The sequence below is a fragment of the Legionella pneumophila subsp. pneumophila str. Philadelphia 1 genome (assembly GCF_000008485.1).
Classification (GTDB): Bacteria; Pseudomonadota; Gammaproteobacteria; order Legionellales; family Legionellaceae; genus Legionella; species Legionella pneumophila.
The window spans coordinates 2,311,391-2,335,378 of record NC_002942.5 but is presented as its reverse complement, the minus strand read 5'-3'; the positions used below and the strand labels follow the sequence as shown (position 1 = coordinate 2,335,378).

The following is a 23,988-nucleotide window of genomic DNA, read 5'->3' as shown; positions in this document are numbered from 1 at the left end:
ATGTGATGAAAACAATACGAATGAACACTTCTTTCTTGGTTGCATTATTTTTGTTGTCATTTCCTGCACTTGCAGAAGATGAAGCCTATATTGCGTCTATTGAGGCGAATACAAAAAATCGCGCCAATGCTTTTACAAATGAAATAAAGCAAATCAGTAAGTCTCTTGAGACTTCAGAAAAATCGGGTCAAATTGCAGAATTTACCGGCGAGATGCATCAAGTCATAAAAACACAGGAGCCCATTGTAACCCACTTAAAAAAAGTCAGTCAGGTACTCGTGTTCTTATCGTTTTCAATGCCAGAAAAAAGTCTAAAAGCCTGGCTTTTACAATGTAAAAAAAGTGGAGCAACACCTGTGATTCGGGGACTAATTCATAATTCGTTTAAAGAAACGATGACGGCTATTCAAACGCTCAGTAAAAAAACAGGAATTGGGATGCAGCTTGATCCTATTCTTTTTAAAACCTTTGATATCGCTATGGTTCCTGCAGTGGTTTATGTGAAAGACACCCCTGCTTGTCCTGCCAATATGGATTGCAAACCGGTGAGTTACGACAGTCTTTATGGTGATGTATCGCTGGACTATGCTTTGGAAAAAATGAGGGGAGATGAGCAGTCAGAAGACCCCGTGTTGGATCAAATGATTCTTCGGTTAAGAGGGGAATTAATCTAATGAAAGGCTTCGTTTTAGTTTTTTTAATCCTTTGTTCACAGGTTTTTGCACTTGATTTGAATCAGGCGTATCAAGAAGGCGTTCAGACCGGAACAAGCCATACCAATCAATCCATTGATTTATTAAAAGCACTGGATCTGAGCCAGTTTCCTGGCTATCAAGCCAATCTGCCGCAAGAACATTATTATAGTGGCGTCACGCAGGCAAGCACAGGTCTTGAAGCCGATTCGCAAACTGCCGTGGCTCAGAATGATGCAGGAAAGGCAGTAGGCGAAAGTTTTAATCATCGCCCCTTGTATCAAGTAAATCCTGCCTCGGAATCAATGCAAAAGTTAAATCAAATCGCGGAAAATGGAGATGCGATTATGCATGGTCAAAATACCGATAAAACCACCTGCTCTTTAAAACCCAAAGAATGCCATTACTCATGGCAGGAAAAAACATGCCTGTCTAGCAAGGTATTAGGTGTATTGCATTGTGCAAGACACTTAAGGTTAGATGTTTCCCCCTACAAAACAGAAAGTTACAGTCTATACCTGCGAAAAGGAGGTATGAGGAATACCCCTTTTAAAGTCTCAGTTAATCTGGCACAAGCGGATACCTGCCAACAAGGCAAAACTCCTTGCTATACGATTTATAAGGATTTAGCACCAGCACCAGCGATTCTATTGCCTGCCAATTGCGCCATGGTGAAGGTCAGTTTCCTTGATGAAAAGAAATTAGTGGTTGTTGAGCAAACAGCTACATGCGCCAATCCCACCCTATCATTGTCTGTTGGCAATTGTCGATTCGGTCGCTGCACAGTGCCCTATGTTCACTCCGTTTCGATGACGGTAGAAATTTATGAAAGCAAAGAGTATTGGGACGACCAATGCCAACATTTGCAAAACAAAGAAAAAGAGGGGTTGTGTCATATTACTGAGCCTCTAACATGCACTGAGCCCAATCAAACACGGATTATTGGCGATGTTCCATTGACCCGCCCTTGCTGGAAAGAGAGAGCATCCTACACCTGTGGTGGTAGTCAGGAGCAAAATACGTGCGATAACCTAGTTAATCAAGGATGTGAGCAGACTGCTTCAACTTGTGTGAAAGAAGAAGCAGGACTTTGCACAACCCATCAGCAAACGTATCAATGCCCGATAAACCAATGTACTGACAACCAACTGTTGTGTGGCGAGGATGCTTTTTGTTTGGATGGTAATTGCGCGAAACATGAACTAACCCCAGCCAATGAAGACGATTTTAAAAAAGCAATGTCCACCTTATCCGCCGCCTCGGATGCCTCAAAAGACTTTGATGGCAATGCCAATTTTATTTTCAAAGGTCAATTGCTTGAATGTTCAACAACAATGCTCCATTTTAAAAATTGTTGCAGTGATAAGGGGTGGGGTCTGGATCTTGAGCTGGCACAGTGTAGTGATGCTGAGAAAAAACTGGGAAAAGCTCGAGAAAACAAACTGGTAGTACCTACGGGTGAATATTGTTTTAAACGCAAAAAACTCCCTATTGGCTCGGTCTGTGTCGATCATCACCAGACTTACTGTGTCTTCCAATCTAAATTAGCCCGTATGGTTCAAGTACAAGGAAGACGTGATCAGTTACATATTGGTTTTGGCCAAAATAAATATTCAAATTGCTCGGGTATTACGCCTGAGCAATTGCAATTAATTCACTTCGAAGCCATTGATTTTTCAGAATTTTATGAGGAGGTAAAAAATAAACAAAAACAACCGGATTACCAACAGACTGCCAATGGAATAAGCCAGCGCCTTAATCAATTTTACAATCAAGGAGACATCAATGGCTAGATGGTTTTTTGTTTTGTTGGTTAGCGTGAGTCCTTTTTTGTACGCCGAGCAGCCTTATCTTAATGAGCATGAGGAAGGTTGGTATTGGCATAAGGATCCCAAAGAGGAAGTCAAGAATAAACCACAAACCGAGTCAGTGGCACCTTCACATGTAAGTAAACCTGCCGATCCTGATAAAACATGGAAATTGATTGGTAATAGAGTGCAACAGGCTCGCGCACAAGCTATTTTAAATCCAACTCCTGAAAATATTGCTCGTGCAAGACGATTACAACGATTGATTGTGGCACAGGCTAATCTGTTTTCTGAGAAATGGATGCTCGATCTGCTAATAAACCCCGATCAGGATGAAAGTCTTATTAATCCGAGCAGTAGTGCAGCACGTGATATCTACAACCAGCAAAACAGCATGCAAAAGGAAAAGGCGATTACTCAAATTAGTCAAACATCTGGTTTGTTGTATTTCTATGAAGGTGGTGAACCATTTAGCGAGCGCATGGCCCAAGTAGTGAGTGATTTTGCGAACAGTTATCACATGACTGTTATTCCAATTGCCATGACCAATCGCATCTCCCCGATGTTACCTAACTCACGAGTTGATTCCGGTCAGGCAACTCAGATGGGTGTTAAACACATTCCTGCGGTTTTTGCTCTTAATCCAGTATCTAAAAAAACCATGCCAGTTGCTTATGGCTTAGTCAGCCAGTCGGAATTGAAGGAAAACATTTTAATGGCAAGCAACGCTTTTCAATCGGGAGATTACAATGCGCAATAAATTAGCTATTTTTCTAATATTAGGAACGTTATTTTCATCAAGCCTATACGCCGATATTGATAATGCACCGCTTCATGCCCTTGCCAAACATCAAGGATTTTTCTTTTTTTTCAGTTCGAGTTGTCCTCATTGTCAACGCTTTGCACCCACGCTCAAACGCTTGAGTCAACACTATGGCTTTAGCGTAGTTGCTATTTCTGTTGATGGAGGCTTTTTACCATCCTTTCCTGATGCGGTGATGAATGAAGGACAAACGAAGGTATTTCAAGTCAGTGTTTATCCTTCTCTTTTTTTGATTAACCCAAAGAGCCAAGTGGCGAGTCTTGTTACTGAAGGCACTATTGATGAAGGCGAACTAACCAATCGGTTACTAAAAATTAGCCAGATACATGACAAAGAGGTGCCTTTATGAAAAAAATTCTTCTGTCTTGTGGGTTAATCGGTGCACTTGGCATCGGACAAGTGTACAGCAAATCAATAGGTGAGGATTTAACTGGTTATTTTAAAGCTCTTAATATGGGCGCGAATGTAACAGAGCCGCATGCTTACCAAGCGCAGCGTGCTGGTTTTTATACTGGCGGTAATTTATACGCTAGAAGCAGCGTACGTAATCTGCAAATCATGCGTTTGAGCTGGCCTAAAGTGTCCGCAGGCTGTGGCGGCATAGATGCCACGTTAGGTGGGTTTTCTCACATCAAAGGTAAAGAATTTGTCGATTTTACCAAGAATATATTGAACAACTCACAAGGTCTTGCCTTCCAATTGGCCCTAGAGCAAGCAACTCCTCTTTTAGGTAATGTGGCAACCAAATTACAAAACGTGGCTACCTGGGTGAACCAAACCAATATCAGCTCGTGCGCAACCGCGGAAAGTGCCGTACTGGGTTTAGCCCCACGCACCCGTATTGCACAACAACATGCCTGCCAATCCATCGGTCAATCCAAAAATCTCTTTTCAGACTGGGCCGAGGCACGACAAGGCTGTGGTAAAGGCTCCAGTAATTATGATTACGACAGAGTGATTAATGAAAACAGCAGCAATGAGCAGGTAGTTGATAATACCAATGTGGCGTGGAATGCGTTAAAGAAAAACGGCTTATTTGCAGATGATATCGAATTAGCTCAACTCATGATGACCTTATCAGGCACCTTAATTCTGACTCGCGATGCAGAAGGGGTGCATGTCCAACGCCTGTCTTCCTTAGTAAGTAATAACAATTTAATCAGCGCTCTTTTACGCGGTGGCGAGGTAAAAATCTATCAATGTGATGAAAAGGTCAAATGCTTACAACCCACCTTAACCAGTAAAAACATTGATATCAGTCATGGTCTTGAATCAAAAGTTCGTGATCTGATTTTGGATATGGCAAGCAAGATTAAAGACAATGTGGAGCAAAGTGAGGCCGCTAAAGGATTAATTGAGTCCACACAATATCCGGTGATGAAAATGGTCAGCGTTCAAATGGCCTTTATGAAGGACAGTGCAGTGATTGACACTACACGTTACTCAGAAGCCATTGCCATCGATATTTTATTTCAATATTTGAATGAAAACCTGCAACTCGTTAAACAAGCAGCAGGAGCTCTGCAATATCCAGAAGCAATAATGAAAGAGTTTCAAACTGATCTCACCCAGGCTCGTCGCGACTTGGTTCAAATGGAAGGTAGCGCGCATCAGCGAATGAGCATGGCGATGCAGATGATTCAAGAAACTCAAACCATCGAGCAAATGCTTGTAGGCGAATTTTCATCAGAGCTCACTCAGTCTTTGAGTTGGGCTAATCAAATGAGGTGAGTGAAATGGCTGTTACGATGCAAATTTATACGATTACCGGTGGTGAGTTACTTAAGGCGTTTTATAACGCCACCGCAGCTATGTTTCACTATGATGGAATACTTGGGATTTTTAGAACAGCACTGATTATTGGTGGGGTTTGGACTGTTGGCCAATTTATTGTAAAACGTGATGTGCGCAGTATGTTCTTCTTTATTTTAAAATATGCTTTTGTTATTTCATTTATTCTAACACCTACCTGCAATTTGCAAATCCACGATAGAACTGATCCTCTGCGACCAGATTTAACGGTTGATAACGTGCCCTTAGTTTTGGGTGTTGTAGGAGGATTAAGCAGTCAGCTAAGTGATAAAATAACCCGGCTTTTTGAATTCTTCTTTCATTCACCTAACGATATGGATTACAGCCAAACAGGCATGATCATGGGTGCGAAGCTCTTTTTATCAGCAAGTAATATAAAAATAACCGATCCGTTGTTTAATGCAAACATGCAAAAGTTCATGCAGCAATGCGTGTTCTATGATGTGATGTATGGACGATATGGCTTAAAAGACATTAATCAAGCAAGAGATATTTGGGAATTGGTTAAATCCAATGCCTCTGTTGCTCGTGGGTTTATTTACGATGGTTCATTTAAATCGTGTATGGAAGCCGCTAGTTTATTAGACAGTGCCTGGAGTGGCGTGATTGAAGATGCCAAATCTAAGTATGCAGGTTTTGCTTTTGGCAATCATTCAGATGCCCTAGCTAATTTCGAAAAATACTTACCTCAAGCTTATAATCATTTAACCGCCATGTCAGGTGATGCCGCAGCACTTATTCGGCAAAATATGATGGCCAACGCCATTCGCGATGGCGTGTTTTCTATGGGCGCACGTGTGAATTCAAAAGCGGCCATAGACAGTTTTTCAGCCAGTCGAGCACAGGATAAAATACCCGCGGCACTCAGCAACATTGGACTAATGTCCGCCTATTGGTTGCCCATGTTGCAAAGTCTTTTATTTTGCATTGTTATAGGGTGTTTTATTTTTGTCTTGTTTTTTTTCCCCTTTCCCTCCGGCATTTCTTTTTTTCAATTTTACGCAACACTGTATGTCTGGCTTGCCCTATGGGCACCGATGTTTACTGTTATTAACTACATCATGACTATTTTGGCGCAGTTTTCATTGTCCTTTGTGTCAACAGGGGCGACTACTTTGGCCTACCAAACAGGCATGAATCAAGTCTATGAAAATATGGCTGCCTTGGGAGGCTACTTAGTCTTGGCGACAACCACATTGAGTTATATGTTAATCAGTCGACACGTGGGTAGTTTTGTATCACTCACGCAACAACCAACAGGTATTGTTCAAAATGCCGCCTCCTCTGCGGCAGAAGAAGCACAAATGGGAAATTACAGCTACGGAAATACCAGTTTTGCTAATCATAATGGGTTTAATAGCAGTTCTTTTCATAACGATCAAAACGCCAGAATATCATTGGGTGGTATTGAAACAAGCCTTGATAGTGGTTCAATTGCGCGAATATCGCGTGATGGCAGTGAAACACTGACGATGGCAACTGCGACCTCGCATACCCCGCTTAATATTCAATTAGGAGAAAGCACGCGATCTGCATTTTCTGAATTATCCGACAGTGCTAAAAGTGCTGGGTTCAATAAATCAATTGCTTCATCAGAGCACTATGCGGCATCACTCAGAAGCCTGGCAGAGCTTGGTGAAACGCAATCACATGGGGAACAAAGTGGGCAGGGACACCAAATATCCACTTCAGCAGGCTTTAATGCGGCGGCATCAAAAATATCCAATCTCATTGATACCTTTGCTCACGATCATAATATTTCTCGGGATGACGCGACTAAAGTTTTAAGTGCTGCCAGTATTAATTTAGGAGGATCGTTTGGTTTTGGAACCGGTTCTGCAGTACCTGGGGCAAAGGGTAATATTGAGATTGGGGGAAATGTGCGTCATGAACGGGACAAATCAGAATCCCATCAAGACGCACGCTTGATGAATGAAGCGCGGCGCTTTAGTGAGGAACACCATTTTACAGATGTGGTGAATGAGGCAAGACAAGCCACCAAGGACGATCATTTCCGCACTTCTGATGATTTTAGTGGACGCTTGGCTAATAACTTTTCAGCAGGCTTTGATAAATCTATGCAGTATCGAGATGAAGCTGTGGCGAGTTTTTCCGAATCAGAGAGTTATCACCGACAAGCAACTACTTCCAGCGAACAAACAGCATCTATTAATCTTGATGCTCAAACAGGATTTATTGATTGGTTATCACATCATCGTGCACCTAATAGTCAGGGCACTATTGGGTTGCAACAGGCAGAATGGCTAATTCGTCACGATCCTGAATTAGCTCAGTCTTATGCAAGACAATTTGTTGGTGAAAAAACCGCGCAATCAATCAGCCAATTTCAAAAAAATCATCCTATTAACGAAAGTCAAGTGCACCAAAAAAATGAAGGATTTAAAAGTCGTATTGCAGGTAGTGCGGGGGTTGATCATGCCCTTGGGGATTATACCAATACGTTCAATGACCGAGCAAAGAACATCAATGCAGGAAGCGTCAATAAAGATTCGGTTAGTGCAGTTGATAAGGATTTTGCACGCGCCAAGTCAGAGATGTCCAAGAATGTTGAGGGCATAGTGCAAGACGGGTCGCAAGTCATGCAGGATGTCATCGTTGCCCAGGCAAACAAGGACGTAAAATGATGCTTACCAGGATCGGGTTCCATAAGGGTTTCCAGAGGTATCCATACCACTGCTTCCTGACATCGGCCGACCTGAGCTTGGGTTTATGCTCACAGAAGAGCCGTAGTGGTTTGAACGATGGTAATTGGGCGACTCATGTGAGGAAAACGGCTGGTTTAGTGATGAACCACCGTAGGATCCAAAAGAAAATGCAAAGCCTAGATCTGAGAGCATCAAATCAAAGCCAAAAGAGGCACCAAGCCCAAAAGCCGCTAAAGGTGACACAAGGAATAAGAGCCAATCGGTGCAGTAAAAAAATAAGGAGTCTTTGTTACTTGGGAAATCACCAAAACAAAGAAATAGTAACACCACAATTAAAAGAACAAGAGAACCGATTCCCATTGATGCCAAACGCAGTTTTTTTCTTTGTTCAGGGGACAATTCATCAAGTGAGCTTATCATCACTTGCCCTTTATAGTTCTTCTCCATTGGATTTTCTCCTTTTTATTCATTGTAGCCTGATTTTCACTTTTTTTATATCGATTCGGAGTCAATGATGGCGGTAAATCCTACAAAATTATTTATTCGCGGCGGTCAAATCTTTTTGCACAATGTCCGCATGTTCACACAGGTAGGTAAGAAAGTAAGCCTTGCTATGCTGATAGTTTTTTTTATTTTCTCAGTCATCGCTTTTTATTTTAATACCAGTGCGTATCAACGTTATATTGGCCAGCAATGGGTTAAAGCCCAGGCAATGACTTTAATACAGAGCAAAGCCAAGCAAGTGGTTCGCATGCCAACGGGTGAATCTTATCCAGTGTATTCAGCGCAAATTGTAAAAGCTCCCATGGTCATCGGCATTGTTAATCAATTAAAACAAGCTCTACTTAAGAGCATGATAGAGGCACTATTTGCCTCTGTCATGATGTTAATTGTCATGGTTAAGTGGTTGCAAAAAAGAGGGGAAAATCAAAGTAAAGCTAAGATCATTCGCGGCAGTGAGTTAGTTGATGAAAACACGTTACAAAAGTGCATCAAAAAGACAAGCAGGATTTCTCCTTATCGGATTGGTGGTGTATCTCTGCCCTTTGGTTCTGAAACCCAGCATATACAAATAGTCGGAACCACCGGATCTGGTAAAACTGTTGCTATTCGTGATCTATTGACGACAATACAAGCTAGGGGTGAGCGCGCGATTATTTATGATAAAGGAGGAACTTATTTATCCCGTTTTTATCGTGAACATCAAGATGTAATTTTAAATCCCTTAGATACGAGAGGCCATTCCTGGAATGTCTGGGCAGAATGCGAAGACAAAGCAGATCTTGAAGCACTTGCTGAGGCCATCATGCCGATGCCCATCAATAACACCATGGATCCCTTTTGGATTAAAGCCGCGCGTATGATTTTCGTCTCGACTGCCAATGAGCTAAAAAATGATCCTAAACGCTCCAATCTGATGTTATTGCAATATTTGCTCACAGCAGACTTAGGTCGAATTCATCATTTACTGCGTCATACTGAATCAGAATCTCTGGTATCCGATAAAGTACAAAAGACTGCTTTAAATGTGAAAACCGTAATGGCTACTTATTTAAAATCCTTACTGTATTTGAAAGATGATGGGGACATCTTTTCGATTCGCGACTGGATTTTGAATGAGCAGAATAATTCCTGTTTGTTTGTCAGTTCTGATGGGCGCAAACACCCAACCATCAGACCACTAATTTCGGCCTGGATTAATACTGCTACCAAAGAACTCTTAAGTTTAGCGCCTGATGATAACCGCCGTGTTTGGTTTATTTTGGATGAGCTGGCTACCTTGCATGCCTTACCTTTTTTAGCCGCAGTTAAATCAGAAAGTCGCAAATTTGGTGGTTGCTTCTTATTAGGTCATCACGGTGCATCCCAGTTGCGTACCATTTATGGTAACGATGGTGCCGCGTCCCTTTCAAATCTGTGTTCGACTCGATTGTTCCTACGCTTACCCGAACATACTGATGCGGAGCACGCCTCCCGCAATATTGGTACATACGAAATTGAAGAGGTGAATGAGTCCATCAGTTATGGGGCAAACACCATGCGTGATGGGATTTCAGTTTCTCGTCAAACTAAAGAAAAACAATTGGTTTTACCAACCCAAATTCAGGTAATCAATGATCTACAAGGATATTTGCGCGTCAAAGGGGAATTTCCTGCGGCAAAAATAAAGCTTAATTACGTTGATTATCCTCTCATTCATGAAGAATTTATTGCACGAGACATTGATCCTGATCCACTTCGTCAAAAAGTAGAGCAATTGGTGGACACCTACAGCGATCCCATCCTTGCCGCATCCCATGATGATGCTTTAGAGGCTGCAACTTCAACAAAAAAAGATATCACAAAACCAATTGCAAGAGAAAAAAAGCTTGAGGAAGAAAAAGAGCTTGTTGAGTTTTTATAAGAACAAATTGGGGGGTAAGCATGTTAAGTCTTCAGCCATTAGACAGTGCCGATGGAGCCGCAGCCTACTATCTAGATGTCGTCAATTATTATGAAAACGATTCTAAAAGTGTTCGTTGGTTAGGAGATGGAGCGAAAATTCTTGGGATCCACGGGCAAGCAGTAGAAAAAGAACAGATGATTGCCCTTCTGAAAGGCATATTACCTGATGGTACTCAACTCGGTCGAATCGATAAGGATGGTATTCATCATCGCCCCGGTTTTGATATGACCCTTACTGCCCCAAAGTCTTTTTCAATTTTACTTGAAAGTGGTGCTGATCCAAGGCTTGGAGAGGTGTTTGATAAGGCCGTAGAATGGTTCGTTGAAGAAATGGAAAAGGAGTTTGCACAAGCCAGGCAACTTGTTGACGGCAAAATTGAATATATTGATACCAGAAATTTAGTCATTGCAGCATTTCGTCAACCAAGCTCTCGTGCCAATGATCCTAATTCACATACGCACCTTGTAGTTCAAAATATGACCCACTGCCCAGATGGGAAGTGGCGCTCGCTTGCCAGTGACATGGATGGTCAAAAAGGCGTGGTTGAACAAATCATGAAGCACCATATCTATGGCGGGCTTAAATTTCGTAACAAATTAGCGAATTTAACCAAAGAACTTGGCTATCAGCTGGCATCTGATGGTGATGGTTTGTGGGAAATCCAGGGTGCACCTGAGCAGGTATTAACTCATTTTTCAAAAAGAAGGGAATCCATCGAAGCATTACTTGACGAAAAAGGCTGGAGTGGTGCTAAAGCATCCTCGATTGCGGCTCAAAAAACAAAATTGGATAAAGAAATCATTGATTATGAGAAATGGAAAGAAGACATCATCAAAGAATGCCAGGAAATGGGCTTTGATCCACATCAACTAGTGGCTTCATCGTATAAGCCTCAGAAAAATCTCTTTCAAACTTTAAAGGAAAACATTGTTGAGCGCTTTTATGGTAAGGATAACATCGAAATGACTCATGCCAGAGAGTCTGTGTATGTGGCCATTGAATCAATCAGTCAACAGCATGCGGTGTTTGAGGAAAGGGAACTTAAAAAAGAAGCGCTAAAATATGTAATCGCCAGCAATAAGATAATCGATGAAACCTTAATTAATAAAGCCATTGATGAAAACATTGCAAATCAAAACCTGTATACGGCAAGACACCCCTTCACACAAAAGCCTTTATTGACAACGCCCTGGCAACTAACACTTGAGAGCGAGGCCATCCAGCGTATTGAAAATGGTAAAGGTGCTGTTTCTGCTATTTGTTCGAAACAAAAAGTCAGTGAGTTTATAAAAGCAAAAGAACAGGAGATGGCATTTGCTTTATCCCCTTCACAGAAAAAAGCTATGACAACCTTCCTAACCTCAACAGACCGATTTATTGCCATTCAAGGGTATGCAGGAACTGGTAAAACCACGATGCTACGTTTGACTCGTGAATTAGCATCTCTTCAGGGCTATGAAATTCGTGGTATTACCGCAGGCTCGGCAGCCGCCAATGAACTGCGCCATAAAGGAGGGTTAAATGCTTCTACCTTTGCAAGAGAGTTAGGGAGATTGCAAAATCAGAAACAGGACTTAAGTAAAACCATATTTGTGGTGGACGAAGCCTCTATGTTATCTAATCCACAAGGACATAAAATCATCAAACTGGCAGAACAGTTTAATACCCAGTTAAAGATCATTGGCGATAAAGCCCAGCTTCCTTCCCCATCCAGCGGGAAATTATTCTCTGTCATTCAAGATTATGGGATTAAAACCGTTGCCATGACGGATAATCTTCGCCAGAAAGACTCAGAATTAAGGGAATCAGCAATTCATGCTGGTAGAGGTGAAATCTATGATGCCGTTGATAAGTTAACTCATGTGGAAACGCTTGATACTTATTTAAAACGGGTTGATTATATTTCAAGTAAATGGTTGTCATTAACACCAGAAGAACGCCAAAACACACTATGCTTTGCCCCAACGCACAGAAATCGCCAGGATATAACTCAGATTTTACGAAACGCTTTAATTCAAGAAGGGACACTAACCGGACAAGAGCATCTGCAACCCATATTAAAAGAACGCAATTTAACTGGAATTAAGCTCAGAAATGCAGCTTATTATAGTCAAAACGATATCATTCGTTTTAATCATACTATTCAGCGGTATAACATCAAAGCAGGAGATTATTTAACTGTTGGGCAGGTCACTAACAAAAACAAGCATAATAATACACTGATTCTTAAGCATGAAAATGGTCAAGCCATAAAATTTAAATTGTCCTCACTACCTGAATTTAGAACTGAAAACAAAGATTTGGAACGGCCTGTTGAAGTATATCGGCGAGAACAATTGAGTCTAATGGCCGGTGATCAAATTCAATGGAAACGTAATTCTGAACACAATGGTATTCGCAACTCTGAATTGGCAACCATCAGACAAATCAACAATGAGGGAATAACAATCATAACGGAAGACAATCAAACCCTACACTTACCTCACGGAGCAAAAGAACTACGACATCTTGATCATGGCTATGTACTCACGACCTATGCTACCCAGGGAAAAGATAAAAAAAGAGGTCTTGGCCTTATTGAAAGCCAAAACCGATTTGCATCAACCATCCAAAACTATTACGTGGAAACAACCCGTGGTATTTGGGAAATGATAGTAGTCACGGACGATAAAGATCATCTGGTTAAAGCCATTACCACCAATAACAGTGACAAGTACTCCTCAATGGATATGGTTGATTCAGATACTCTGAAAGCTCATGAAGCACGTTTTAAAGAGCACAAAAACAGCATAGTCTTACAAAATGCCATTGAAAAAAAATTATCGAAAGAACAGGACTGGAAGGGCTTGGAACAGACAGTAGAAACCTATGTTCAATGCAAACAACAAGGGGAAGATCGAAAAGCGGCAAAATTAGCATTTGCCATTGTGAATGATCCCAAATTGTATCGCCTTGCCAAAGAACGCTTGGGTTTTGGTGTTAGTACCTATCGGCGTGAAGCCCTGCGTTTCCAAACCTCGAAGTTATTACATTCACTACCCAAATCAGAAAGGCAGGATTTTTCTACTGTCAGGCAGTACGTGTTTTTAAACCAACAAATCCTTAAACGAAGTCAGCATATCAATGCCCAATCGTTGGATAATGGAATTTCAAATCAGAATAAACAAGCTCTGCAACAACAGTCCGCTAAACGCAATGCAGTAGCTTTTGTAATTAGTAGGGATCTGGAGCGTTATAAACCTTATTTGCAGCATTTTTCCATCGGAGAACTAAACCGAATTGGATTGCCACAGCATGAATATGGCAAGGAATTTAAAAAAGCACAGATGCGCCTGGAATCACTTGGCAAGCAGGCAACAAGGGACTTAATACGTACCAATATTTCGCTTTATTTAAACGCACAAGGCGAAGAGAAAGAAAGGCTTGCAGTCCAAATTAAAAGAGAATCCAAGTTATCACATTCTTTTGTTTTAACCCATGCAAAAGAATTGAATCAAAAGCCTGAATCATTATGGCAATCCATACATAAAGATGCGCGTTTGCATAGCGATAAATTGTTTCGAAATGGATTAAGTGCTGAGGGAAGATTGGCGTTCGATAACATCAAAGCCTATAAAGCATTACAGCTTGAGCTTAGAGAAAATTGGTCAGCAAGTTTAAAAGAAGCGGGAAACAGTGAAGGGAAGAGTAGTAATCCAAAATCTATTGAGTTACTCACCCGCCGCAATGAGTTAGCTCACGAATTGATGCAAAACAAAGCCATGCCTGAAATAGCCTCTTATTTCAAGCTGGATTTGGCAAAGTTAGCAGTACAAACAGAAAAACAGCAGTATCGGGAAAACATCAAGCAATTTACGGCAAGTAAGTCTAATTTCAAAACACGTCTTGCAGTAATTAATGAGATTAAAAATGATATCACTGGCCATTATCCCTTTATTAAAGAAGCAAATATTGAATCTAAAACCCTTAGTAAATATCTACGAGTTACCGACAGAAAGGAACGATTATCTAATATTTCTTCACCTGAGAAAAAAGACTATCAATGTTTCCTGACTTACAAAAAAGCCAGTATGCAAACTTACAGGCTTTGGCAGCAGGCGCACCTTAATAAAGCTGATGGCAATGTACAAAATAACAAGCTGATATCAGCAGCAATCAGTCAGTCATCAAAACGTGATGCATTGGCTCATCAATTAAAAGGCTCAAAGTACCTTGATTCAATTTTATCCTATGAAAAAGGCAACAAAGAAAAGCTGTTAGCCCAGGCTAGCAACCACCAAATAAAATTGCGTGAAATTAAGGAGCTAAATGAAGTCGTACACACACTATCAATGCAGTTCCCTAGCGTCACAAACTCTAATTCTGCAAAAGAAATATCAGCCTGGAAAAAGAACTGGTTATCTCTTTCCAGTCATATGAAGCAAATTGAAAAGGGCAGCGGTTATCAATTAGCTTTGCAAGAATATCCATTGAATGTGTCATCTGTAAATACAATTAATAAGGAATTAGAAAATAACTACGATTTTAAGCCAGAAACGATCACCCAAAAATCATTGCAATCAACCAATCCGGTCTTACAAAAAATCCAACAATCTGCACAATTTTTGGATGCCAGAATTATTAATGAAGCTCTGATGGCCGACCCAGAAACTACCTATAAAACAATCTGGGGTGAGCCAAAAACACAAAACTCCAGAGAGTTACGTTATTCTGGTGGCTTAATTGTAAGCTTGAAAGGCAAGGACAAAGGCTTATGGCATGATTTCAGTGACGGAATAGGAGGCGCGCCGATTCAAGCGATTATTGCTAGAGATAAGCTGTCCTTTAAAGAAGCACTCTCTCAAGCTGCGTCCATGGTAGGCATAAATCAATTAGAAAACCTTTCCATATTCATAAAAGCCCCCATTTCCAGTAAAAATGAATTACAAAAATTAAATGACCTTGAAAAGAAGAACAAAGTAATTTCTGCAAAAAGTATCTGGGATGGTTCTATTCTTGCAAAGGGAACATTGGCCGAAAAATATTTAAAACAACATCGGGGCATAGAATCCATTGATAAAATGGATATACGTTTCTGGCCCACTGGATCTCAATGGAAAAACTGCAATGAACAAGGATTATTGGAAGATAAAGTTAATAAAATCCCAGCATTAATCATTGCTGCAAGAAATGAAAAAAATGAACTAACAGGCGTTCAACGAATTTATCTGGACAAGCAAACAGCCAGTAAAAATAAATTCATGGACAACCCAAAGCTATCCAAAGGAATCATAGACGGCAGTTGTGGCGTTATTCAAAAAGGAATGCAAGGATCCCGCCTTTATATCGCCGAAGGTTTTGAAACAGGTGCTTCCATCGCTCTCGCGGACAGCAAAGCCACAGTTTTATGCTCCTTTGGCGTTTCAAACATGAAGAACTTAAGCCCAATCATCAAAAAATTCCATTCAAAAGAAGTTGTTATTGCAGGAGATAATGATGGAGAGTTCGCTAAATCACAACAAGCCATCGAAAAAACAATTAATGCCTTTAAACAAGATAACTTAAGTGCCAGAGCAGTATTTCCCGATGGGTTGCAGGGAAAAGCAAAAACAGACTGGAACGATATTCATTTAAGCAAAGGGATTGCAGAAATCCAAAAGCAACTAATGAGAAAGGATATAGGAGCCATTTCCTCAATCGTTGATAAGCCAATTGAACTACCAAAAACAATTGCCGATTTTGTACAAATAAAGTCCATGAAGTTAAGCGGCAGCCAAATCATTTCCATTAGAGACAATGCTGCAACCATTGACAATAAAAGAGACTTAAATCAATTAGTCGCAGCTTACAACAAAAGTCAACAAGCATTAGAAAAATCTGGCTCCTTCACTCCTGAAAAAACACTGCCCACAAAAACAAGGAGTGAAATAGAAATGGATCGTTAGATACACCAACCATAGCATAGCGTATGCTCACACTGAAAATATCTGCCATTGATACTAAATCAGGTGTTCATATTATTTTTCTGTTTTAAACACATAATCTTAGAGAACCCCCAAAGGATATTGGGACAATCAAGGGACATAACCACTTCGGTAATTCAGTGCCTCAGACTCAAAAAATACCCGTTTGAACTATAATTAAACACATCGGGTCTTATTTATAGAGGGCAAAGGATGGCCAAACTAAATCCAATTTCGTTTGAAGAAGCATTAGAGAATTCAACCAACAAAAATAGATCCATATTGTTGGGTAATGGCTTCAGTATTAGTTTATGTGAAAATTTTGATTATAAATATCTATACAAACAAGCACAAAAGTTAGCAGATGAAGGGGAGATATCCATAAGTAAGAGCATCAAAAATCTATTTGATGACATCAATACCTGCGATTTTGAGAAAGTGTTGGACCATTTAAATATAACTATAGAAACCATAAAACATTATCCTAAAGCGGAATTACTCAACAGAACTCTCAATAAGGATAAGGATAATCTAATTGCCGCTTTCTACAATACAATAAACTCTGTTCATCCCAAATTCCAAAGCGACATTTCTCCTGGTACTTTCATAGCATGTTTAAAAATATTATCAAACTTTAACAAAATATTTACTACAAACTATGATCTTTTACTGTATTGGATAATTATGAATAGGACTAATCAACATTTAGACCTGTTCAATTTACATGATTTTGACTTTTCATCATTACCACATGACGATGGATTTACGCGTGATATGAATACCAATGATTTTCCAAAATGGAATAATAATCTTTCAAGGGGTCCGCAAGATGTTTTTTACTTACATGGAAGCTTATTCATTATTAATGCTATAGAAAATTTTATTAAGATTAATAACGATAGCAAAGACGGGCGCATTTTAGAACAGATAGATAAATGGTTGAAGGATGACCAGCAACCATTAATTGTTTTAGAGGGTAATTATAAAGATAAGGCTAAAAAAATTTATAGACACTCATACCTTCGATGTTGTCTAAATGCTTTATCTACTTTAAAGGGTGATCTATTTTTAATCGGCTTTTCAATAAACGATGAAACGGACAAACACATCATTGAAAGCATTCAAGAATCTGTGATTGAAAGGGTTTATGTTGGGTACTATAAAGAATTAGATAAAGATTTTGAAAAAAGAATAAAACAATTATCGTATACAAATGACCCAAGCAGAGAAAGAGAACTATTTATTTTCAATACAAATGAAGCAATACAATGGAAAGCTATTAAGCTAGTTACTAAAGGTAAATAGTTATCTACAACTGTCCCATATGTGTCCCATAATCCGGATGGTGATTTTGAAAACAACCTATAACCATTGGTATACCTGGTGCCGCTGCGCGGAATCGAACCGCGAACCTTTTGAATATTAATCAGAAGAATTGAGTTCATATATATATGATAAAACTCAATATTTGAGTTTGTATTATATATTCAGGGGCAATTATGGGGTACTGCATTTTTGTCTGTAAGCAAAAACAAACTTATTTGTTTGATTTTTTGCCTCATTATTTTACTTTTAGCGAATCGAAATGGGTGGCGCAAATGCCTTTAGTAGAGTTTACCTACTAGGAGGTGACCGCCAGTAAGACCGAACATAAATGGGATCGCTGTATAGCTTTCTCCAATGTTGCCTTACAAAAACGGTTTTTTTGCTATGTAGCATCAAGTACTCCTTCAGTTACTTCCCTAGTAAATCCTAGGTTTTGAGCTTTATTGCCCTGTTCCAATAGCAATTTTCTCAAAGTGAAATAACATAAGGCGGAGCGCCACTGTTTAATTATAGAGCATAAATGAGTCCTAATTTTCTAAACTAGGCTAAAATTAGATAAAAAGGATAAATAATGATAAAAAATAGTGAAAAGGAATCAATAATCCGCATTAGACCATTTTTAAAATGGGCCGGCGGTAAGTTCCAGATAATAAATAAAATTCGTGCGAGCCTACCTAAAGGGGCTCGTTTGATTGAACCGTTTGTAGGTTCAGGAGCAGTTTTTTTAAATACGAACTATAACAAGTTTATACTCGCTGATATTAATGCTGATCTAATTAACTTGTTTGAACATTTGAAGTTTGAAAAGCATGATTTTATCCATTTTTGTAAGCAATTTTTTACTGCTGAATTTAATAAAAAATCAACCTTCCTATCATTGCGTACAGAATTTAATTCAACTACAGATAGCCACTTGAAGGCTGCACTATTTATTTATCTCAATCGTCATGCTTTTAATGGCCTCATGAGGTACAACAGTTCTGGCATGTTTAACACGGCTTTTGGGGATTATAAAAAACCTTATTTTCCAGAAAATGAAATGTTGGTTTTTATTCAAAAAGCGGAAAAAGCAGAATTTAAATGTGCTGATTATAGCGTAATTATGGGAGAAGCTATTAAAGGAGATGTAGTTTATTGCGACCCCCCATATGTTCCATTATCTGCATCAGCCAATTTTACAAAATATCATTCCACAGCTTTTGGACAAGAAGACCAGAGACGATTAGTTGAGTTAGCTAAAGAACTGGCTGCGAAGGGGATTCCTGTAATTTTATCTAATCATGATACGGCTTTTACTCAGAATTTATATCAAGGATCAAGCATTATCAGTTTTGAGGTGCAACGGAATATCAGTTGTAACGGGAGCACAAGGGGACGAGCACGTGAAATGCTTGCCCTATTTAATTAGGGGTGTTGCCATGAAGCAGGGTGGTTCATATGCAAATAGTAGCGGAAAGGTTCTTGAGGGATTAGTAGAGTTCGCTCTAACAAAAAAGGGCTTTACTGTAACTCGTTATAAGGATTGGAAATTAAACCCTTCGAATTTTGGCGAAGAGCTATTATTAAAAAATGTGCCATATGAAGGAATTTATAAACATGCCAGTACCACCGAGTTTGTCTTAATATCTAAGGCATATAACTTAAATACAAGAATTGAATGTAAATGGCAACAAGTTTCTGGGAGTGCTGATGAAAAACTACCTTATTTGTTTTTGAATTGTTCTGAAAAAATGTTTGAGCCCCATATTATTATTTTACTTGACGGGGGTGGTTCAAAGACTGGAGCAGTAAATTGGCTACGTGAGGAGTGTGATAAATTTAATTTAAGCCAGTCAAATGCTTCAAAACGGCAAATAGACTTAATGGATATGACCGATTTTGTTAAATGGGTTAATACAGTTTTTAAATAGAGATGAGAATATTGAATAAGAGAGTTTCCATGCAATATCAGCCAATTATGAAGCAAATAAGAGCGGCCATCTCCAAAAATGATGCTGATCAATTATTGAATATTACTTCAGCAGATTGGGTAATGGTTTATTTATATACAGATCATATTTTCCTAAACTCATTTACCGTTGAGCAAGAAAATTTTGATTTATATGATTCAGATGAGATTTTGTCCTTAGATTTTCCTTTAAAAGAGTCTTCGATTTCTTGCTTCAAGCATAGCGAAGATGATGGTTATAGTAGTTCAATGGAAGTTTCACACGAGTTTGGTTTAGATAATAGCTTAATGTGGCCACTTTTCTTCAGTCGTGCAAACTATAAAGATGGGAAATTAATTACCCAATATGAATTATTACAACATTTTGTTCATGCTAATGGTTTGTATTTGGATAATGAAAAGGGTACTTTCAATTTAATAAACGAGGATGGTGATGTAGAACCAAGGGCATTAATAATAGTTGAGCAGAATTTTAATTTAATACTTTTTGAAAGAAAAGCATTAGATTATTACTTGGGTTATGCAAATCATTTTTTAGTACGTTTTTTTGAGTTAAAAGAATTAGAGAGTCCTCTGCAATGGAGTATTAGTAGTTTACAAACTTCAAGAATCAAACGAAGAATTTATGAATATGAAGATATACCACGGTTTAAAGGTGCAGAGGTAATCCAAACAGTCTATTCAATTGAGCAGATTGAAAAAGGCGATCCTAAGAAATACGAGAATTTTATTATTACTGATTTTAAAAATAGTAAAATAGTCGAATGGTCTTGTGCTCCAGAAATGCTTGATAATTACTATAAAGATACTGGTAAACCTTTTCAGACAAGCCCAGCATTTTTTAATCCAGAAGTATTGTCTAAATATAAAAATAATCATGAGAAATATGAGGTCAGAGATCGGGGAATTCATTGCTATGGAAGTTGGAGTTTGAAGTCTTACTCAATAAATGATGAAGGACAGGTGCACGCTTATATTTATTGTTTAGGGCAATTACCCCATAAAGAACAGCTTCATTGGAAGCAGTATAATGAAGAGCCAAAAGCGGGGATTTCAAAAGTCGCTTATAACACGGATTTTTTAGCTGAATTCGATGAAGAAGAAAGTTCTCTTAGAGCGATAAAACAAAAATTAGCCAATTTTCCTCCTTATTCTTTAGATAAGGAAAAATTTGTATTATGGGCTCCTAAAGGGGGTGATATTGATATGCTATTAAAGCAGATTCACCCAGTTATTACTGATATCAAAAAAGAGTATTTAGATTATTTGTTGAATTTGACTATTTTAGTTATTGATGGATTACAGGAAAAGGTCATTCGTAGATTAGTAAATGCTGAAGAGAATAAGAGGAGCCTTGAGTGTTTGGAGATACTTTTGAAAAACTGGGGTTCTCCAAATGCAGATAAGATAATGAAAGCACTAAGGTGCTTGCAAGCTAAAAGAAGTAAATATGCTGGCCATGGTGGTGGTAAAATTGATTTTGATATTAAAGAGGATTCTTTGGCAATTACTTATGAAATTAATGAGGCTATACACTTGTTAAGTGAGGAAATTGATAAAAATAGCAGGTAAAGGAATTTATTTTAAATGCCCCATGTTATTGGGATGAGTTGCTATTTGTTATTTCTGAGTGCCCCATCAGTGCCCCTCAGACCGTTTCAGTTTTTACTACTCGTAACTACTTGATTTTATTGGTGGGCCCACTAGGACTTGAACCTAGGACCAACGGATTATGAGGAGTATGTTAAAAGTCTAAGGGCAAGATAAAGCTATAGTGATTCCTGTTGAATACCTTTTAATTTATTAAATTTGTTTAAGGTATCTTTGGTTATTTGAACGATTTTATCATCATCAAAATTAAATTTATCAACGGCAATTTCTTTGATGATGCCATTAATTTGAATAATGAGTTTTTGGCAATACTCTTCAATGTTTGTAGTCTTCTGCTCATCTTTATTATCAGACTTACTGTTCATCACCATCAGTCCAATTTCAACAAGCCGTGTTGTCGTATAAGAGAGTGAATCATTCTCCTTACCGGCTATTTTAATTATTTGTTTATGAAGATTGTCAGGTAAGGTCACGGTGATTCTAGCCATAATATAACCTCTTTTTCGATTGTGTTGGATGTCTGGCTGATGCATCCATGCACGCCACCCCTAATTACAATTAGATCATATTAGGCTATATATTTCAACTGGTTACGAGTGTCAGTATGCAGATCTGCATCAGATAAATCTGACAAAATATTTAAAAGTGATGCACATTTGCATACTGGTTTTTGATTGCTATTTAGCAAATATTTAGTGTTTCGTAGCCGATTCTTGCAAATATGATTTTATATTGAATAAATACAATGAGTTACACACACAGCAACCAGTTGCGAAAGGTGTGGTGCGACAAGATAAGTCGCTGTTTTGAGTTGTTAATCGGAAGGAATTTCGAAAACCATTTGTATCGTCAGATGAACCTACGGGAGTTAATAAAGCCTCCCTGACAATGTAGTGAAACTACAGCTGAAGGGCTGATAGTGAGATGTTAACATCCGAAAGGAAGTAAATCTACCTGATAGCCAAAATCGGGATAGCTACTAGGTAGCTGGTATGGTGAACATAAGTGAATCTGTGATAAAGGTCGTAACTCGCAACAAGCGCAATTGGCTGAATCGCTTGAACCAAAAGGTACGAAAGGTAGCTGGGGAAATCACACGAACCCCACACGATTACGAAACTTTCCGGCCGAGAGCAGACACCTAACCCGGCATTACTTGAACAGCGGAACTTGGAAACCCTATATTTCTCTTCGTAAGAAGACAGTAGCCTGCAAAGGCTGCCTATGGAAGTGTAGGCTTGGGATATCGGAAAAAGCGAAGGCCAATTTGTAATGAGTTGGATACGGGTTTCAATGTCACCCGGTCTGAAAAGAAGCCCACGTCCGATTGGTCTTTCATTGCGAAAGAATTTGCAGAATTTGTAGAAGTGAGGAAAGCAAATGACGGATAATTTATTATCTGGTGCGCCTGACGCATTCATCTTAAATACAAAGTGGGATCAGCTCGACTGGCCTAGTATTGAGAAAAATGTATACAGACTTCAAGTGCGTATCGCAAAGGCAGTGAGTAATAAACAGCACGGAAAAGTGAAGTCATTGCAATGGCTGCTGGTTAATTCCATCAGCGCAAAACTTCTTGCAGTGAGACGAGTAACGACAGCAAAAGGAAGCAAGACGCCTGGTATTGATGGTGTTGTTTGGACAACATCAGAAGAAAAATGCGAGGCGGTGCGCAACCTAAAAGCAAGAGGGTATAAGGCAACTCCGCTTCGAAGGATTTACATCCCGAAGAAGAATGGAAAAGAGCGTCCACTAAGCATACCCACTTTGAAAGATCGGGCAATGCAAGCACTCTATTTGTTAGCATTAGAACCCGTTGGAGAGACTACAGCTGATCTAAATTCCTATGGATTTAGACCAAAGCGAAGTACTCATGACGCGATATACCAGTGCTATGCAACCTTGGCACGGAAAAATTGCGCTCAATGGATTTTAGAAGGCGACATTAAGGCCTGTTTTGATGAAATTGATCATGGATGGCTCAAAAGTAATATCATAATAGATCAACGAGTGCTAACACAGTGGTTGCAGGCAGGCTACATGGAAAAGAATCAATTATTTGAAACAGCACGAGGTACTCCGCAAGGTGGTCCAGCCTCACCACTGCTCGCAAATATGGTTCTAGACGGACTTGAGAGGGAAATTCACTCCGGCTGTGGGCAAGGCAATAAAATAAATTATATTCGTTTTGCCGATGATTTCATCGTAACTGCAAACAGTCCTGATATCCTCAAAGAAAAAGTGATGCCGATAATTTCAAACTTTCTTGCACAACGAGGTCTTTCATTGTCACAGGAAAAAACCAAAATTGTGCATATCGAGGAAGGCTTTGATTTTCTCGGATTTAATGTCAGGAAATATAAGGGTAAGTTCTTAACTACGCCCTCAAAAGACAGCATTAAATCCGTACAAATGAAAATCAAAGAGACCGTCAAGAAAGGATATGGTTGGAAAGGCTCGGAGCTTATCTCAGCGCTGAATCCTATCATAAAAGGATGGGCTAACTATCATCGAAAAGTCGTCTCAAAAGCAACATTTTCCGAACTGGATAATTACATATATCAAGAAACATTCCGTTGGACGATGAGGAAGTTTAGTGGTCATAATCGCTATAAAGCAATGGATCGTTATTTTCGAAATCGTAGCCTTACAAGGCGCTGGATTTTTAGTGACGTGGTTAAGGCCAAGGACGGTACGAAGAAGTATGTTTGTATTAACAAAATGATGGATATAAAAATACAACGACACGTCAAAATTAGGTCGAGCGCCAACCCCTATCTACCCGAGTATGTTAAATACTTTGAAGATAGAAAAAAATGGGCTAAAGACTGCTCCTTTGTTCAACGAATAAAGGACAAACAATTGAATGTTATTGGTAGCGAATACCTGCTGGGTGAATAGCTTCAGAAAGGCT

The 23,988-nt window shown here is 39.2% G+C and carries 15 protein-coding genes; 13 read left to right on the top strand and 2 right to left on the bottom strand.

The annotated features are described in order from the left end of the window. The first annotated feature begins 5 nt into the window (after positions 1 to 5). From trbC to LPG_RS10445, 6 genes are read left to right on the top strand one after another with little or no spacing between them, the layout of a single operon-like run. Positions 6 to 674 carry a type-F conjugative transfer system pilin assembly protein TrbC gene (gene trbC / locus LPG_RS10470; RefSeq protein ID WP_015444243.1) on the top strand — a complete coding sequence of 223 codons (669 nt, stop codon included), beginning with the start codon at positions 6 to 8 and terminating at the stop codon, positions 672 to 674. Continuing rightward, entirely contained in the window at positions 674 to 2,485 is a 1,812-nt protein-coding gene (gene traN, locus LPG_RS10465) for a type-F conjugative transfer system mating-pair stabilization protein TraN (RefSeq protein WP_010947796.1), read from the top strand. Before trbC ends, traN begins: the two co-directional genes overlap by 1 nt. Beyond that, entirely contained in the window at positions 2,478 to 3,260 is a 783-nt protein-coding gene (gene traF, locus LPG_RS10460) for a type-F conjugative transfer system pilin assembly protein TraF (protein ID WP_010947795.1), read from the top strand. The genes traN and traF overlap by 8 nt, the downstream gene beginning before the upstream one ends. Continuing rightward, positions 3,250 to 3,672, top strand: a complete 423-nt coding sequence (gene trbB, locus LPG_RS10455) for a type-F conjugative transfer system pilin assembly thiol-disulfide isomerase TrbB (RefSeq protein WP_010947794.1) — start codon at positions 3,250 to 3,252, stop codon at positions 3,670 to 3,672. Before traF ends, trbB begins: the two co-directional genes overlap by 11 nt. Beyond that, on the top strand, positions 3,669 to 5,054 hold the full coding sequence (locus LPG_RS10450; RefSeq protein WP_010947793.1) for a conjugal transfer protein TraH: 1,386 nt from the start codon (positions 3,669 to 3,671) through the stop codon (positions 5,052 to 5,054). Before trbB ends, LPG_RS10450 begins: the two co-directional genes overlap by 4 nt. 5 nt (positions 5,055 to 5,059) lie before the next feature. Next, positions 5,060 to 7,780, top strand: coding sequence for a conjugal transfer protein TraG N-terminal domain-containing protein (locus LPG_RS10445; RefSeq protein WP_015444244.1), 2,721 nt, complete (start codon positions 5,060 to 5,062; stop codon positions 7,778 to 7,780). A gap of 3 nt (positions 7,781 to 7,783) precedes the next feature. Here the strand turns inward: LPG_RS10445 and LPG_RS10440 are convergent, their stop codons facing one another. Next, entirely contained in the window at positions 7,784 to 8,248 is a 465-nt protein-coding gene (locus LPG_RS10440) for a hypothetical protein (RefSeq protein ID WP_021437030.1), read from the bottom strand. Positions 8,249 to 8,315: 67 nt separating this feature from the next. Between LPG_RS10440 and traD the strand changes: the two genes are divergently transcribed. From traD to LPG_RS10410, 6 genes are all read left to right on the top strand, one after another. Continuing rightward, entirely contained in the window at positions 8,316 to 10,205 is a 1,890-nt protein-coding gene (gene traD / locus LPG_RS10435) for a type IV conjugative transfer system coupling protein TraD (protein WP_015444246.1), read from the top strand. A 20-nt stretch (positions 10,206 to 10,225) separates the two neighbouring features. Beyond that, entirely contained in the window at positions 10,226 to 16,171 is a 5,946-nt protein-coding gene (gene traI, locus LPG_RS10430; protein WP_010947790.1) for a conjugative transfer relaxase/helicase TraI, read from the top strand. Positions 16,172 to 16,402: 231 nt separating this feature from the next. After that, the gene (locus LPG_RS10425; protein WP_010947789.1) at positions 16,403 to 17,494 is read left to right on the top strand and encodes a DUF4917 family protein; all 1,092 of its coding nucleotides are present in this window, start codon (positions 16,403 to 16,405) and stop codon (positions 17,492 to 17,494) included. Positions 17,495 to 18,086: 592 nt separating this feature from the next. After that, positions 18,087 to 18,923 (top strand): Dam family site-specific DNA-(adenine-N6)-methyltransferase, encoded by an 837-nt coding sequence (locus tag LPG_RS10420; protein WP_010947788.1) that lies wholly within the window; start codon positions 18,087 to 18,089, stop codon positions 18,921 to 18,923. Positions 18,924 to 18,933: 10 nt separating this feature from the next. Further along, positions 18,934 to 19,425, top strand: coding sequence for a PD-(D/E)XK nuclease superfamily protein (locus tag LPG_RS10415; protein WP_015444248.1), 492 nt, complete (start codon positions 18,934 to 18,936; stop codon positions 19,423 to 19,425). A gap of 29 nt (positions 19,426 to 19,454) precedes the next feature. After that, on the top strand, positions 19,455 to 21,035 hold the full coding sequence (locus LPG_RS10410; RefSeq protein WP_015444249.1) for a hypothetical protein: 1,581 nt from the start codon (positions 19,455 to 19,457) through the stop codon (positions 21,033 to 21,035). Positions 21,036 to 21,232: 197 nt separating this feature from the next. Here LPG_RS10410 and LPG_RS10405 read toward each other — a convergent pair whose 3' ends face one another. After that, positions 21,233 to 21,562, bottom strand: coding sequence for a hypothetical protein (locus LPG_RS10405; protein WP_223499473.1), 330 nt, complete (start codon positions 21,560 to 21,562; stop codon positions 21,233 to 21,235). Positions 21,563 to 22,454: 892 nt separating this feature from the next. Between LPG_RS10405 and ltrA the strand changes: the two genes are divergently transcribed. After that, entirely contained in the window at positions 22,455 to 23,975 is a 1,521-nt protein-coding gene (gene ltrA / locus LPG_RS10400; RefSeq protein ID WP_010947783.1) for a group II intron reverse transcriptase/maturase, read from the top strand. The last annotated feature ends 13 nt before the right edge of the window (positions 23,976 to 23,988 follow it).

What these genes read in the sequence shown, in the direction of transcription:
- traN (WP_010947796.1), top strand. Translation starts at nt 674, where the DNA reads ATGAAAGGCTTCGTTTTAGTTTTTTTAATCCTTTGTTCACAGGTTTTT.
- LPG_RS10450 (WP_010947793.1), top strand. Translation starts at nt 3,669, where the DNA reads ATGAAAAAAATTCTTCTGTCTTGTGGGTTAATCGGTGCACTTGGCATC.
- traI (WP_010947790.1), top strand. Translation starts at nt 10,226, where the DNA reads ATGTTAAGTCTTCAGCCATTAGACAGTGCCGATGGAGCCGCAGCCTAC.
- trbC (WP_015444243.1), top strand. Translation starts at nt 6, where the DNA reads ATGAAAACAATACGAATGAACACTTCTTTCTTGGTTGCATTATTTTTG.
- LPG_RS10440 (WP_021437030.1), bottom strand. Translation starts at nt 8,248, where the DNA reads ATGGAGAAGAACTATAAAGGGCAAGTGATGATAAGCTCACTTGATGAA.
- traD (WP_015444246.1), top strand. Translation starts at nt 8,316, where the DNA reads ATGGCGGTAAATCCTACAAAATTATTTATTCGCGGCGGTCAAATCTTT.
- ltrA (WP_010947783.1), top strand. Translation starts at nt 22,455, where the DNA reads ATGACGGATAATTTATTATCTGGTGCGCCTGACGCATTCATCTTAAAT.
- LPG_RS10415 (WP_015444248.1), top strand. Translation starts at nt 18,934, where the DNA reads ATGAAGCAGGGTGGTTCATATGCAAATAGTAGCGGAAAGGTTCTTGAG.
- trbB (WP_010947794.1), top strand. Translation starts at nt 3,250, where the DNA reads ATGCGCAATAAATTAGCTATTTTTCTAATATTAGGAACGTTATTTTCA.
- LPG_RS10410 (WP_015444249.1), top strand. Translation starts at nt 19,455, where the DNA reads ATGCAATATCAGCCAATTATGAAGCAAATAAGAGCGGCCATCTCCAAA.
- LPG_RS10425 (WP_010947789.1), top strand. Translation starts at nt 16,403, where the DNA reads ATGGCCAAACTAAATCCAATTTCGTTTGAAGAAGCATTAGAGAATTCA.
- LPG_RS10445 (WP_015444244.1), top strand. Translation starts at nt 5,060, where the DNA reads ATGGCTGTTACGATGCAAATTTATACGATTACCGGTGGTGAGTTACTT.
- traF (WP_010947795.1), top strand. Translation starts at nt 2,478, where the DNA reads ATGGCTAGATGGTTTTTTGTTTTGTTGGTTAGCGTGAGTCCTTTTTTG.
- LPG_RS10420 (WP_010947788.1), top strand. Translation starts at nt 18,087, where the DNA reads ATGATAAAAAATAGTGAAAAGGAATCAATAATCCGCATTAGACCATTT.
- LPG_RS10405 (WP_223499473.1), bottom strand. Translation starts at nt 21,562, where the DNA reads ATGGCTAGAATCACCGTGACCTTACCTGACAATCTTCATAAACAAATA.